The organism is Betaproteobacteria bacterium (assembly GCA_016194905.1).
Taxonomy (GTDB): domain Bacteria; phylum Pseudomonadota; class Gammaproteobacteria; order Burkholderiales; family JACQAP01; genus JACQAP01.
Genome location: JACQAP010000024.1, coordinates 1 through 14,772, shown reverse-complemented (window position 1 = coordinate 14,772; position 14,772 = coordinate 1). Strand labels below are relative to the sequence as shown.

Below are 14,772 nucleotides of genomic sequence, written 5' to 3'. Positions count from 1 at the left end.
ATGTTTCTGACACCTTTATTCAAGCTGATGGCAGAAAAGCAGGCGTCCGACCTGTTCCTGTCGGCCGGCGCCCCGGTATCGATCAAGATTCTCGGCACCATCATGCCGGTCAACCAGCAAATCATCGATCCGGAGACCTCACGCAAAGTCGCTTACGAAGTCATGAGCGACAAGCAGATCAAGGAATTCGAAGAGACCATGGAGATGAATTTCGCCCACGTGGTCCCCGACATCGGCCGATTTCGGGTGAACGTGTTCCGGCAGCGCGGAAACGTCGCCATGGTGATCCGCTTTCTCAAGAGCGGCACGGTGGGCATCGACAGGCTCAAACTTCCCGCGATACTCAAGGAACTGATCCTCGAAAAGCGCGGCTTCGTCGTCGTTGTGGGTTCCACCGGTTCGGGCAAATCGACCACGCTGGCAGCCATGATAGAGCACCGCAATGCGCTCCGGCCCGGCCATATCCTGACCATCGAAGATCCGATGGAATTCGTGTTCCGAAACGACAAGTGCGTGATCAACCAGCGCGAAGTCGGCACCGACACCCGTTCCTATGAAAACGCTCTGGTCAACGCAATGCGCGAAGCGCCGGACATGATGATGATCGGTGAGATCCGCGATCGCGAAACCCTGCAGCACGCGCTGCTCTACGCCCAGACCGGTCACCTGTGCATTTCCACGCTGCATGCGAACAACAGCTATCACGCGCTGAACCGGATCATCAACTTCTTCCCCTACGATGCCCGCACTTCGCTGCTGTCCGATCTGTCGATCAGCCTGCGTGCAATCATTTCTCAACGCCTGGTCAAGGCCAACGACGGCACCCTGGTCGCCGCAGTCGAAGTAATGCTGAATACCAAGCACGTCGCGGAACTGATCAAGAAAGGCGAAATCGACCAGATCCGCGAAGCCATGGAACAGAGCCTTTCGCCCGGTTCCAAGACTTTCGAGCAGGCATTGTTCGAGTTGTACATGGCCGGCACGGTGGCAAAGGATGAGGCGCTGAAGAACTCGGACTCGTCGACCAACCTGTCCTGGCTGATCAACAACTTCGAACAAAAGGCCGCCGGAAAACTCGGCGAAAGTCCGACCGGCCGCGTGATGGCCAAGCCCGGTGGCGGTTATTCGTTCAGCGAAATCAAGCTCAACGTGGATCAGGAAAAGAGCTGAACAAGTCCAAATTCCTGTTTCCGGTGCGCTTGCTGCCGGATGCCTCACTATGAAGTCTGCCACCTTCGACCTCGCTCGCGAGCTGATCTCGCGCGTTTCCATCACACCGAATGACGGCGGCTGCCAGGACTTGCTGGCGCGACGCCTGGCCGGTCTCGGCTTCAAGATCGAACGCATGCGCTTCGGCGACGTGGAGAATCTTTGGGCCCGCCGCGGCGGCAGCAAACCTCTGGTCTGTTTCGCCGGACATACCGACGTCGTTCCCACCGGCCCATTGGATCAGTGGCATTCCCACCCTTTCCTGCCGACGGTACGCGACGGTGTTCTGTACGGGCGCGGTGCGGCTGACATGAAATCCTCGATCGCGGCATTCGTTACCGCGATCGAAGCCTTTCTGGCGGAGCATCCCGATCATCCCGGTTCGATTGCGCTGCTGATCACGTCGGATGAGGAAGGTGTTGCGATGAACGGGACCGTCAAGGTCGTCGATGCCTTGCGCGCGCGCGGCGAAGCGCTGGATTACTGCATCATCGGCGAGCCGTCGTCCGTCACGATGCTCGGCGATACCATGAAAAACGGTCGTCGCGGCTCCCTTTCCGGTGAATTACTGGTGCGCGGCGTGCAGGGGCATATCGCCTATCCTCACCTTTCGCGCAATCCGATTCATCAGTTCGCGCCGGCTCTGGCCGAACTGTCCGCGGCGAAGTGGGACGATGGCAACGAATATTTTCCGCCGACGACCTGGCAGATTTCGAACATCACCGCCGGCACCGGCGCTACCAACGTAATTCCCGGAGAACTCCGCGTCTCGTTCAACTTCCGCTTCTCGACGGCCAGCACGGTGGAGGGACTCCAGGCACGCGTGCACGAAATACTGGACCGCCACGGCGTCGACTATGGTTTGACGTGGTCGCTGTCCGGCCGGCCGTTCCTGACGCCGAAAGGAAAACTGGTGGAAAGCCTGTCGCTTGCAGTCAAGACCGTCACCGGTCGCACACCGGAACTTTCCACCAGCGGTGGAACTTCCGACGGTCGCTTCATCGCCGATATTTGCCGCGAAATCGTCGAGCTCGGCCCGATCAACGCGTCGATCCACAAGCTCGACGAGCATATCGACCTTGCCGACCTCGAAGCGCTTTCCCGCATCTACCAACTGGCGCTCGCCAACATACTGGATGGCCGCTGAAGCACCCGCGAGGCTCAGGTCCGTTCGCGACTGGCTTCGGTTTACGGTCGCTCGTTTCAACGAAGCCGGCCTGCATTTTGGTCATGGCAGTACTAATGCTCATGACGAGGCGGCTTATCTGATCCTGCATACGCTGAAGCTGCCGCTCGATGAACTCGATCCCGTTCTCGACAGGCTGCTGACCACTGCAGAAATCGAATCGATCGAGGATATCGTGCGCAGGCGCGTCGACGAACGCGTACCAGCCGCCTATCTGACTCGCGAAGCCTGGCTGGGAGAATTCCGTTTTTACGTCGACGAGCGCGCGATCGTGCCGCGTTCCTACATCGCGGAGTTGCTGCGCGACGAGCTGGTTCCGTGGGTGAGCGACGACCAGCCGATCGACAAAGCGCTGGACCTGTGCACCGGCTCGGGCTGCCTCGCCATCCTGCTCGCCCTTGCATTTCCCGACGCCGAAGTCGATGCGACGGAACTATCCCCGGAGGCGCTGCAAGTGGCGGCACGCAACGTATCCGATTATGGCTTGCAGGATCGGGTGCATCTCGTCCGCGGTGATCTGTTTGCCGGCCTGACCGGGCGTTACGACGTGATCGTGTCCAATCCGCCTTATGTCAACCGGGCGTCGATGGAAGGCCTTCCTCAGGAGTATCGCGCGGAGCCGCAGATGGCACTCGCAGGCGGCGAGGACGGCCTCGAGATCGTACGCCGGCTTCTTGCGCAAGCCGGCGCGCATTTGAACGAACGCGGCGTTCTGATCGTCGAGATCGGGCACAATCGCGACACCCTCGAACGGGCATTTCCAACGCTGCCGTTTACCTGGCTCGAGACTTCGGGCGGTGCCGGTTTTGTCTTTCTGCTGACGGCGGCGGAGCTGCGTCGCTGACATCTTCATCGGCGACCCCGGGTGCACTACCCGCCCATTCCAGCAATTCGCTGATCTCGGCTTCCTTGAGTTCGATCCAGTTGCCGCGCTTGAGCCTCGGCGGCAACGCCACGATGCCGAAGCGCACGCGCATCAGGCGGCTCACCTGCAGCCCCAGCGCTTCGAACATGCGCCGCACGACGCGATTCCTGCCCTCTTTAAGAATCGCACGATACCAGCGGTTCCTGCCCTCGCCGCCCTGATCTTCCAGCACCTCGAACCTGGCCTCCCCGTCGGAAAGCCGCACGCCGCTTTTCAGTTCCTGCACCTGGGCGGGAGTCAGGCTGCCGAACAGTCGAACCGCATATTCGCGTTCGACTTCGAAACGCGGATGCATCAGTCGATTGGCCAGTTCTCCCGACGTCGTGAAGATCAGCAGGCCGCCAGTGTTGAAGTCCAGCCTTCCGACCGCCAGCCATTTGGCGCTGCGGATGACAGGCAGCTTTTCGAACACGCTGCGCCGTCCCTGCGGATCGTCGCGACTGACGATCTCGCCATCGATCTTGTGATAGACGATGACCCTCGGCAGGCGCGAAGTGACCTTGAATTTGATCTGGCGGCGTCCGACCTGGATCAGATCTTCGGTCGTAACGCGCATGCCGAGCATGGCCGGCTCACCATTGACCTTGACTTTGCCGGCTTTGATGATTTCTTCCATCGCGCGCCGCGAGCCCAGACCTGACTGTGCGAGGACCTTCTGCAGCTTCTGGGACCGGACGGTCGCCGGCGCCGCCGCTTGCAAAGGTGGGGACGGCGGCGGGGACGGGCCACGCTTGGCTGGAGGCCGCGCCGGCTTTCTGGAACCTTTTGCCACGGCAGGGGTGCTTTTCGGCGTGCGCCGCGGTGAAGCACGGCGCTTCGTCGATTCCGAACCGGGACTGGCCGCCATCAGGCAGGTCTCCGTTCTATCATCGCCTGCGCCAGTGTGCCGCTGTCGACATGTTCCAGTTCGCCACCGACCGGCAGCCCGCGCGCGATGCGCGAAACCTTCATGCCGCGCGCACCGAGCAATTCGCCCACGTAATGCGCCGTCGCCTCGCCCTCCACCGTGAAATTCGTGGCAAGAATCGTTTCCTTGACGATGCCATCGAGCGCGCGCTTGACCAGGCGATCGAGATGAATGTCCTTCGGTCCCACGCCATCGAGCGGCGAAAGCCTTCCCATCAGCACGAAGTACATTCCGTCATAGACCTGAGCCTGTTCCATCATCAGCAAATCCGCCGGTGTCTCCACCACGCAAAGCGCCGCCTGGTCGCGCCGCGGCGAACTGCAAAGTTCGCACACCGCCAGTTCCGTGAAGTTGTTGCAGCGTTCGCAATGCCTGACCCGGGTCAGCGCCTGATCGAGCGCGCGACCGAGCCGTTGCGCACCCCGGTGGTCACGCTGCAGCAGGTGGAAAGCCATGCGCTGCGCCGACTTCGGCCCGACGCCGGGGAGACAGCGCAGGGCTTCGATCAGTTCTTCGAGGGTGGACGGTGTTTTCATCGGGAAGTGAACGGTGATCGGCGAACGGTCAGCAGCAGATCCGTTCTCTGTTCACTAAAACGGAAACTTCATTCCGGGCGGCAAACCGAAGCCCGAGGTCAGCCCGCCCATCTTCTCCTGGGTTACCGTCTCCACTCGGCGCACCGCATCGTTGACCGCCGCAGCGATGAGGTCCTCGAGCATATCCTTGTCGTCGCCCATCAGGCTGGGATCGATATTCACGCGCCTGACGTCGTGGCGCCCCGTCATGGTGACCTTGACCATTCCGGCTCCCGCCTGACCTTCGACTTCCATCGCGGCGATTTCTTCCTGCGCCTTCTTCAGGTTTTCCTGCATCTGCTGGGCCTGTTTCATGAGACCCGCGAGTTGACCCTTCATCATATGTGGTTTCCTTACTGAACCGGTTTGATCGATGTATCCTTGACCCTGGCATCGAAATTCTCGACCAGCTCGCGTACGAACGGATCCGAGTCGATAGACTCGATGGCCTTGGCCAGTTTCGCCTGCCGCTCCTGGTTTTCAATTTCCGCGGGGGTCTTGCCGCTGCCGCCGGTCGAAATGCGCAGCCGCAGCTTACGGCCGAAGTAATCCCCGATTGCGGCCTGCAGCTTGTCGGTGTAGGCCTTTTCAAGAAGATGCTTATGCGCCTCGGGCACGACCAGGTCGATATTATCGCCTTGCAGCGCCCGGAATTCGCAATTGTCGCCCAGCATGCGCGCCATACCGCCGACCTTGATGCGCCCGACGAGATTTCTCCAGTCCGATAGCTCCGCTTCGATGGGTCGAGTACCTGCGACCGGCTGATTCGTTTTCTCGACAGCTCGCGGTTGCTCGACGACTCGCGTCACCGCAGGCTTTTCTGCATTCGGGGCAACCTTCCCGCCAGGCTCCAGCGGCAAAAAGGCCAGCATGCGCATCAATGTCATGGTGAAGCCGGCGAATTCATCCGGCGCCAGGCCGAGATCGCGCCGCCCGTGGATGGCGATCTGGTAGAGCAATTGCACATCCTCTTCGCTGAATGCGCGGCCAAGCGCAATAAGGGTGTCGCGCTCGGGTTCATCGTCGGCGAGCGCGTCGGGGACGGTCTGCGCCAGCGCTATCCGGTGCAGCAGCGTCGCGAGCTCCTGCAACGCAGTATCGAAGGACAGGCTGCGCGCCGCCATGCGATCGGCTTCGGCCAGCAGGGCCGGACCATCGCCCCGGGTCAGCGCGTTGAGTATCGAGAAGAGATAGCCGCGATCCACCGCGCCCAGCATCTCCCGTACCGAGGTCTCTTCGACTTTTCCCGCACCGTGCGCGATCGCCTGGTCGAGCAGCGACAATGCATCGCGCATGCTACCCTGCGCTGCACGCGCAAGCAGATTCAGCGCCGGGACTTCGAATGTCACATTTTCTTTGCCGAGCACGTATTCGAGCTGACCGCGAATCTGCGCCAGCGGGATCTGCTTCAGATTGAACTGCAGGCAGCGCGACAGGACGGTCACCGGAACTTTCTGCGGATCGGTGGTTGCGAGGATGAATTTGACGTGCGCCGGCGGCTCTTCCAAGGTTTTCAGCATCGCGTTGAATGCGGAGCGCGACAGCATGTGCACTTCGTCGATGATGTACACCTTAAAGCGCCCGCTGGTCGGCGCATACAGCGCGTTCTCCAGCAATTCACGCATGTTGTCCACCTGGGTATTGGACGCGGCATCGAGTTCGATCAGGTCCAGGAAACGACCGGAATCGATCTCGACACAGGCCGTGCACTTTCCGCACGGCGTGGCGGTCACGCCGGTTTCGCAGTTGAGCGCTTTGGCGATGATCCTCGCGAGCGTGGTCTTGCCGACACCGCGCGTGCCGGTCAGCAGGTAGGCGTGATGCAGCCGGTTCTGCGTAAGCGCGTTGCTGATCGCACGCACCACATGTTCCTGGCCGACCAGCTCGGTGAAATTTTTCGGGCGCCATCTGCGCGCAAGCGCGAGCGTCACATTGATCCTCTGAATCCTGACATAGTCATTTTGGCTGCGGCGTAGTGCATGGGAACGTGCTGCCCTTCACGCCTGCCACGGTTTGCCGACCTCAAATAAGGGTGGCGAGCCTTACCCCCGGCACTTGCAGAAAATAGCTGTGGCTGCTTCCTTCCGGACCTGACCAGATTCACTACCATGCAATGCGGGGAGGCCCGCCATTGAAACTCGTAAGGCGTGAGGCGAGAGGCGTGAGTCGATGGACGGCCGCGCTCGCGCGCCACCTCCGTAAGACCCCTCATTCCTCACCCCTCTCGCCTCACCATCGAAGTCGCTATGCGACTGCGACCGGTATCTTGCCTATCTTCGACTGCCATTCGCGCGGGCCGGTCTGATGCACCGAAGTGCCGTTGACATCGACCGCGACCGTGACCGGCATGTCCTTGACTTCGAATTCGTAGATCGCTTCCATCCCGAGATCGGCAAACGCGACCACGCGCGAGGACTTGATTGCCTTCGACACGAGGTAGGCGGCACCGCCGACCGCCATCAGATAGACCGCCCTGTGCTTGCGAATCGCCTCGATCGCCGCCGGGCCGCGTTCGGCCTTGCCGATCATGCCGAGCAATCCGGTCTTCGACAGCATGGTCTCCGTAAATTTGTCCATGCGCGTGGCCGTCGTCGGTCCGGCGGGACCCACTGCTTCGTCTCGTACCGCATCGACCGGCCCGACGTAATAAATGAACCGGTTCTTGAAATCGACACCCGCGGGAAGCCCTTCGCCCTTCGCCAGCAGGTCCTGGATGCGCTTGTGTGCCGCATCCCTGCCGGTCAGCATTTTGCCGTTCAGCAACAGCCTTTCGCCCGACTTCCAGCCGGCGATCTCCTCGCGCGTGACTTTAGCCAAGTCAACACGACGCGACGACGGCGCCGGCACCCAATGCACATCGGGCCAGCGATCCAGGCTCGGGGGATCGAGCCGCGCGGCGCCGCTGCCATTCAGCGTGAAATGCGCGTGGCGCGTCGCCGCACAGTTCGGAATCATCGCAACCGGAAGCGACGCTGCATGCGTGGGATAGTCGAGGATCTTCACGTCGAGTACGGTGGTCAATCCGCCCAGCCCCTGAGCGCCGATGCCCAGCGCATTGACCTTGTCGCAGAGTTCGACACGCAACTCTTCGATCCGGCTCTTCGGTCCGCGCCGCTTCAGTTCGTGCATGTCGATCGGGTCCATCAGCGATTCCTTGGCGAGCACCATCGCTTTTTCCGCCGTGCCGCCGATGCCGATGCCGAGCATGCCCGGCGGACACCAACCCGCGCCCATGGTGGGCACGGTTTTCATGACCCAGTCCACGATGCTGTCCGAAGGATTCAGCATCACGAATTTGGATTTGTTCTCCGAGCCCCCGCCTTTCGCCGAAATCTTCACGTCGACCGTGTTGCCGGACACGACCTCCATGTGGATCACAGCCGGGGTGTTATCCCTGGTGTTCTTGCGCCCACCGGCGGGATCGGAAAGAATCGAAGCGCGCAGCTTATTGTCCGGATGCAGATACGCGCGGCGCACGCCTTCGTTGACCATATCGGCGACGCTCATAGTCGCGCCCTCCCAGCGCACGTCCATGCCGATTCTCAGAAAGGCAACAACGATTCCCGTGTCCTGACAGATGGGGCGCTTGCCCTCCGCGCACATCCGCGAGTTCGTCAGGATCTGCGCGATCGCATCGCGCGCCGCAGGCGATTGCTCGATCCGGTACGCCTCGCCGAGGGTCTCGATATAGTCCATCGGATGGTAGTAGGAGATGTACTGCAGGGCGTCGGCAACGCTTTCGATCAGGTCTTCCTGGCGAATGGCGGTCATGGTACGGATGGGTGGAATGCGGGGCTTTCAGTGCGCGGCGCGCTGCGCCATCGCGATACGGCCAGTATACGCCATGACCCTACTTTGTGATTTGCTGTTCCTCGAATCCATCTATGTTTCACATTGCGTCGGCGTGGATGGGCGAATTTTACACTACGAAGAAAGCGATTCGAGACTCTTGGGGGTTGCGTGCGGAACTTCTCGCTATAATCCTTGGAAAGGATTTCCCACCCGTAGCCGAACAACAGAATAATTGGGGAGGATGCAATGAGCACGATCGAGTCGATCCTGCAGGAAAACAGAGTGTTCCCGCCAGCCGCGGATTTCGTCAAGCAGGCGAATGTTTCCGGCATGCCGGCCTACCAGGCCTTGTGCGCTGAAGCCGAAAAGGACTACGAAGGTTTCTGGGCGCGTCTGGCGAGAGAAAACATCCTCTGGCAAAAACCCTTTTCCAAGGTCCTGGACGACAGCAAAGCCCCCTTCTTCAAGTGGTTCGGCGACGGCGAACTGAATGTTTCCTACAATTGCCTGGATCGCCACCTCAACAGCCAGCCGAACAAGATCGCGATCATTTTCGAGGCGGACGACGGCACGGTCACCAAAATCACCTACAAGCAGCTTTACCACCGTGTTTGCCAGTTTGCCAACGGGCTGAAGTCCATCGGCGTCAGGACGGGCGACCGCGTCATCGTCTATATGCCGATGTCGATCGAAGTCGTCATTGCCATGCAAGCCTGCGCGCGCATCGGCGCGACGCATTCGGTCGTGTTCGGCGGCTTCTCGGCCAAAAGCCTTCAGGAGCGCATCATCGATGCTGGCGCTAACGCGGTGATCACCGCGGACGGACAGATGCGCGGTGGCAAGGAGATCGCCCTCAAACCCGCGATAGACGAAGCCCTGGCGATGGGCGGATGCGAAGCCATCAAGAATGTCGTGGTCTACAAGCGCACCGGCAGCGTAACCAGGATGGAATCGCCGCGCGACATCTGGTGGCACGATCTGGTGCAGAACCAACCCGACGGCTGCGAACCGGCCTGGGTCGGCGCCGAACATCCGCTGTTCATCCTCTACACGTCGGGGTCAACCGGCAAACCCAAGGGCGTACAGCACTCGAGCGCCGGCTACCTGTTGCAGGCGATGCTGACGATGAAATGGACGTTCGACACCAAGCCGGCAGACGTGTTCTGGTGTACGGCGGACGTCGGCTGGGTGACCGGTCATACCTATATTACTTACGGCCCGCTCGCGGTCGGTGCCACGGAAATCATGTTCGAAGGTGTGCCGACTTTCCCGGATGCAGGTCGATTCTGGAAAATCATCCAGGATCACGCGGTAACGGTGTTCTACACCGCACCCACGGCAATCCGCTCGCTGATCAAGGCCGGAGCCGACTTGCCGAAGAAATACAACCTGACCAGCCTGCGGCTGCTCGGCACGGTCGGTGAGCCGATCAATCCGGAGGCCTGGATGTGGTACTACAACACCGTCGGCGCCGGGCGTTGCCCGATCGTCGATACCTGGTGGCAAACCGAAACGGGGGCGCACATGATCACCCCTCTGCCCGGCGCCACGCCGCTCAAGCCAGGCTCCTGCACGATGCCGCTGCCGGGCATCATCGCCGCGATCGTCGATGAGACCGGGCACGATGTCGAGAAAGGCAAAGGCGGCATTCTGGTCATCAAGAAGCCATGGCCTTCGATGATCCGCACCATCTGGGGAGATCCGGAGCGCTACAAGAAAAGTTACTACCCGGAGGATTTCAAGGGCAAGTACTACCTTGCCGGCGACGGGGCAAGCCGCGACCTCGACGGCTATTTCTGGATCATGGGGCGAATCGATGACGTGCTCAACGTGTCCGGTCACCGGTTGGGGACGATGGAAATCGAATCTGCGCTGGTGGCGAACACGAAACTGGTTGCCGAAGCCGCGGTGGTCGGCCGTCCCGACGACCTCACCGGGGAAGCCGTCGTTGCCTTCGTCGTCACCAAGGGACCGCGCCCGACTGGCGACGAAGCCAAGCGCATGGCGCAAGAATTGCGCGAATGGGTCGGCAAGGAAATCGGTGCGATCGCGAAGCCCAAAGACATCCGCTTCGGCGACAACCTGCCCAAAACCCGTTCAGGCAAGATCATGCGGCGCCTGTTGCGCTCGATCGCCAGGGGCGAAGAAATTACGCAGGATATTTCCACGCTGGAAAATCCGGCGATACTGGAGCAGTTAAAGAAGGGAATGTAACTGCGGAACTCCTTGTTTCTTTGACTTGAAAGGGGGCCTCAAGTATTCTTCGCGCCTTCCGCGAACCATGAAACACCACGGTAGACTGGAGAGTTTTGAAGATGCGGAGAGGTGGATGAGCGGTTTAAGTCGCACGCCTGGAAAGCGTGTTTAGGTTAATAGCCTAACGGGGGTTCGAATCCCCCCCTCTCCGCCAATAAAAAAGCGACCGCGAGGGTCGCTTTTTTATTGGCGGAGAGGGGGAGTACTTCGAGACCCCCCTTGGTTCGACAAAAACGCACTGCGTTTTTCGACGCACGAGCTTTTCGTGCGGTCCTGAGGCATGTACCGAAGGATGACTGGGTCGCCCAAGCGAGCCAGTCACAATCCCCTCGCCAGAATGAAAAGTAACTTTCTACGCCGCCAAGTCCAGCGGTCGGATCTTCGGCCGGCGTTTCTTCAACGCCTGCCAGAGGTCATAGGCCGCCTGCATCTGGAGCCAAGACTCCGCCGAGCCGCCGAGCGCCGCGGCCAACCGCAAGGCCATGTCGGCGCTCACCGCCGCGCGGCCGTTCACCACGCGCGAGAGCGCGACACGCGATACACCGAGCTTGCGCGCGAACTCGCTGATCGTGATCCGGTCTGCCGCAAGCACGGTGTCCTGAAGTACTTCGCCAGGGTGCGGGGGGTTGTGCATACGCGTTGCCATCGTCTGTTCCTTCAATGATAGTCTTGATTGATACGGGCTTGCTGAAAATGCGTGCTTTGCTAATCGTATTGTTGGTCTACTGTTCACAAGCGTATTCGGCAGATTCACTAGCCGAGGGCGGCGCCAACAAGAATCTAAAGGAATCCCAAAAACGATAATCGTGGATCCTCGGAAAATTCTTCCATTCAGGAATGACAGCTCGGAATTGATTGATCAGGTGTAGGCTGTTTACCCAATTCGGTGCGTTATAGGTAAAATTAAAACCTTATGAGCCAGCAGATGAGGATCCTACTGGTCGAGGACGTCGCAACCGACGCGGAGCTCATGTTGAGAGAACTCAAGCGCGCCGGCATCCTCTGTAACGGACACCGGGTAGAAACTGCCGTCGATTTTCGGCGGGAGCTTGAGGAATTCCAGCCACACGTGATCCTGTCCGACTTTTCCATGCCGAATTTTGACGGCATGGAAGCGCTCAGGATTGCCAGCCAGTCGTACTCCCACATCCCGTTCATCTTCGTGTCCGGCACCCTCGGTGAGGAGTATGCCGTTCGCGCGCTGAAAAACGGCGCGACGGACTTCGTCCTGAAGACCGACTTGCTCCGCCTTCCTCCTTCGGTGGAAAGGGCAATAAAAGAGACGGAAGAGCGACGCGCGCGCCAGGTGCTCGAGCAGCAGGTACACGAGAGCGAGGAACGCTTCCGGCAACTGGCGGAAAACATTCACGAAGTGTTCTGGGTACACGCGGTCGACTCAGAGCAGAGCCTCTACATCAGTCCTGCCTATGAGCGAGTGTGGGGAAGCCCTCGCGGAGACGTACAGAAGGTCCACCGGGACTGGGTAGAATCCATCTATCCAGAGGACCGCGCACAGATCCGAAAGAGCCTCGAGGAAATGACGACAGGGGTAAAGGCGCTCGATGTGGAATATCGGATCGTGCGTCCCGATGGATCGCTACGTTGGATCCATGACCGAGGATTCCCCGTTCGGGACGCGCAGGGCAAGATCTACCGGACGGCGGGGATCGCCGAAGACATCACCGAGAGGATGCGGCTGAAGGTTACGCTGCAAGAGCAGGCCGCAGGACTTCAGCGCGCGCAGTTGCTGGCGAAGCTCGGGCACGTGATCACAGGCCCGGGCGGGTCATTCGTGAGGTGGTCCGAAACGCTCCCGCAGCTAATTGGGGTGACTCCTGCCGAAATGCCACAAAGCACACGCGCGTGGTTGGACATCCTGCACGTGGATGACCGTGAGAAATTTCGCAGAAAAAGCATCGAGGCGGCGGTGACGGGCGCGCGCGTAGACATTGATTACAGGCTGTGGCGCGCTGACGGAGAATTGATCCACGTGCGGCAGGTAATTGAACCGCTTGAGGGTCAATCTGGAGAACGGAATAGCTTGATGTGGTTTTGCACGATCCAAGACGTGACCGAGCAAACGCGGGCGGAAGAGAGAATCAAGCGCCTCAACCGCGTGCATACCGTACGCATTCGCGACCGCGAGGAGTTGTTTCAGGAAGCCTGTCGCATCGCCGTCGACCAGGGCGGATTCACCGTCGGCTGGATCAGCGTGCTGGACCATGCGAGCGGAAAGCTCGTACCGGTCGCGAAAGCGGGTCTGCCACTGGATCTCGAGGCGGGCGGCGAGTCTACTGATCGCTCGGCCGGGTTCGCGCCGGCGGGCACCGCGGCAGTCGCTTTGCGCGAAAAACGGCCCGCCTTCGACAACGACATCGAGCGTGATCCGGGTGTAATGAGCGTCGAGCTTGCGCCGGATACATTGAGCGTCAGGCGAGCGGCCATCCAGATGGGCGCAAAGTCGGTCATCGTGCTGCCGTTGTTCGTGGAAGGGCAGACATTCGGGATTCTGACGCTGTATGCGCCGGAACGGCACTTCTTCGACGACGAGGAGATCAAGCTGCTCACCGAGTTGGCCGGGGACATTTCGTTCGGGCTGGAGTACATCGCCAAGGACGAGAAGGTCGATTATCTGGCCTATTACGATCCGCTGACCGGGCTTCCCAACCGGACGCTATTTAGCGAACGATTGGGTCAGCAGCTACACACCCGGGCCGACATCCCGGAACTGGTGGCGGTGGCGCTGATAGACGTGGAGCGCCTGCGCCTGGTCAACGATACGCTGAGCCGCCAGGCAGGCGACGAATTGCTCCGTCTGATCGCTCGCCGCCTGGAGTCCAATGCGACGACGACCCGATGTTCCAATCCGGCTCGCGTGGTGGCGGACTGCTTCGGGGTGATCATACGCGGCGCCCGCGACGCCAACGAACTCGCCCAGCTCGTCGAGGAAGGAATGAAGGCGTGTTTCGGCGCGCCGTTCGTGATCAACGGACAGGAGCTTCGAATCGACGCCCGTGCCGGGGTTTCCGCTTATCCGACGGATGGATCCACCGCCGAATCCCTGCTGCACAATGCCGAAGCCGCATTGAGAAAAGCCAAGCAAGCGAAAGAACGGTTTGTCTTCTACGCACCGGAAATGACCGCGCGGGTCGCCGAGTTCCTGGTGCTGGAAACCAAGCTGCGCAAAGCGATCGATCTCGAGCAGTTCGTGCTGCATTACCAGCCCAAGTTCGATGCGGCCACCGGCAAACCTACCGGCGTCGAGGCGCTGATCCGCTGGAACGACCCGGATACCGGCATGGTGCCCCCGCTGCGGTTCATCCAGATCCTGGAAGAGACGGGGATGATCTTCGAGGTGGGGCGCTGGGCGCTACGCCAGGCGCTCGCGGATCAGCAACGGTGGCGCGGCAGGGGACTCCCGGTACCGCGGGTTGCGGTGAACGTTTCGGCCCAGCAACTGCGCGACCAGCATTTCGTGCAGGACGTGCAGTTTGCGCTGGCCTCCCAAGAGGGCCTGAAGCCTGCGCTCGAGCTGGAGATCACGGAAAGCCTGTTGATGGAAGACATCGAGCGCAATATCGAGCGGCTCAAGACATTGCGCGGCTTGGGCGTCAGCATCGCGATCGACGATTTCGGCACCGGCTATTCATCGTTGAACTACCTCGCCAGGCTGCCGATGGACACGCTCAAGATCGACCGGTCGTTCGTCGTGGGCATGGCGCAAAGTCCGGAAAGCCGGACCATCGTATCGACGATCATTTCGCTCGCCCATTCCCTCGGACTCAAAGTCGTGGCGGAAGGGGTCGAGACCGAGGAACAGTTGCATCTGCTCAGGTTGCTCAAGTGCGACGAGATGCAGGGTTTTCTCCTGAGCCGCCCGGTTGCGTTCGACGAAATGGCGAGTTTCCTTAGTCGGTGAAAA

At 60.4% G+C, this 14,772-nt stretch carries 11 protein-coding genes, 1 tRNA gene and 1 other RNA gene; 6 read left to right on the top strand and 7 right to left on the bottom strand.

The window, feature by feature from the left end; all coding sequences use genetic code 11:
- The 3 genes from HY067_16850 to prmB are packed head-to-tail and all read left to right on the top strand — an operon-like array spanning position 1 to position 3,239.
- On the top strand, positions 1–1,170 hold the full coding sequence (locus HY067_16850) for a PilT/PilU family type 4a pilus ATPase (protein MBI3529622.1): 1,170 nt from the start codon (positions 1–3) through the stop codon (positions 1,168–1,170).
- A 49-nt stretch (positions 1,171–1,219) separates the two neighbouring features.
- Positions 1,220–2,356, top strand: a complete 1,137-nt coding sequence (gene dapE / locus HY067_16845; GenBank protein ID MBI3529621.1) for a succinyl-diaminopimelate desuccinylase — start codon at positions 1,220–1,222, stop codon at positions 2,354–2,356.
- Positions 2,346–3,239, top strand: coding sequence for a 50S ribosomal protein L3 N(5)-glutamine methyltransferase (gene prmB, locus HY067_16840; protein MBI3529620.1), 894 nt, complete (start codon positions 2,346–2,348; stop codon positions 3,237–3,239). The genes dapE and prmB overlap by 11 nt, the downstream gene beginning before the upstream one ends.
- Here the strand turns inward: prmB and HY067_16835 are convergent.
- The 6 genes from HY067_16835 to HY067_16810 all read right to left on the bottom strand — a co-directional run bounded on the left by HY067_16835 (position 3,169) and on the right by HY067_16810 (position 8,573).
- On the bottom strand, positions 3,169–4,167 hold the full coding sequence (locus tag HY067_16835) for a pseudouridine synthase (protein ID MBI3529619.1): 999 nt from the start codon (positions 4,165–4,167) through the stop codon (positions 3,169–3,171). The two genes, prmB and HY067_16835, sit on opposite strands and share 71 nt — an antisense overlap.
- Positions 4,167–4,763: a recombination protein RecR gene (recR, locus tag HY067_16830; protein MBI3529618.1), complete on the bottom strand. Its 597-nt coding sequence runs from the start codon at positions 4,761–4,763 to the stop codon at positions 4,167–4,169. The genes HY067_16835 and recR overlap by 1 nt, the downstream gene beginning before the upstream one ends.
- A 54-nt stretch (positions 4,764–4,817) precedes the next feature.
- Complete coding sequence (locus HY067_16825) at positions 4,818–5,144, bottom strand: YbaB/EbfC family nucleoid-associated protein (protein ID MBI3529617.1); 327 nt, start codon at positions 5,142–5,144, stop codon at positions 4,818–4,820.
- A gap of 11 nt (positions 5,145–5,155) precedes the next feature.
- Entirely contained in the window at positions 5,156–6,739 is a 1,584-nt protein-coding gene (dnaX, locus tag HY067_16820) for a DNA polymerase III subunit gamma/tau (protein ID MBI3529616.1), read from the bottom strand.
- Between the two features lie 94 nt (positions 6,740–6,833).
- An RNA gene (gene ffs / locus HY067_16815) (signal recognition particle sRNA small type) lies at positions 6,834–6,932 on the bottom strand.
- Between the two features lie 114 nt (positions 6,933–7,046).
- On the bottom strand, positions 7,047–8,573 hold the full coding sequence (locus HY067_16810) for a fumarate hydratase (GenBank protein ID MBI3529615.1): 1,527 nt from the start codon (positions 8,571–8,573) through the stop codon (positions 7,047–7,049).
- A gap of 267 nt (positions 8,574–8,840) precedes the next feature.
- Between HY067_16810 and acs the strand changes: the two genes are divergently transcribed.
- Together acs and HY067_16800 are read left to right on the top strand one after the other, a co-directional pair.
- Complete coding sequence (gene acs, locus HY067_16805; GenBank protein ID MBI3529614.1) at positions 8,841–10,808, top strand: acetate--CoA ligase; 1,968 nt, start codon at positions 8,841–8,843, stop codon at positions 10,806–10,808.
- Between the two features lie 105 nt (positions 10,809–10,913).
- Positions 10,914–11,004, top strand: a tRNA-Ser gene (locus tag HY067_16800).
- Positions 11,005–11,202: 198 nt separating this feature from the next.
- On the opposite strand, the gene HY067_16795 is transcribed toward HY067_16800, so the two are convergent.
- On the bottom strand, positions 11,203–11,484 hold the full coding sequence (locus tag HY067_16795) for a HigA family addiction module antidote protein (GenBank protein MBI3529613.1): 282 nt from the start codon (positions 11,482–11,484) through the stop codon (positions 11,203–11,205).
- Between the two features lie 291 nt (positions 11,485–11,775).
- Between HY067_16795 and HY067_16790 the strand changes: the two genes are divergently transcribed.
- Entirely contained in the window at positions 11,776–14,769 is a 2,994-nt protein-coding gene (locus HY067_16790; protein ID MBI3529612.1) for an EAL domain-containing protein, read from the top strand.
- Positions 14,770–14,772: the final 3 nt, after the last annotated feature.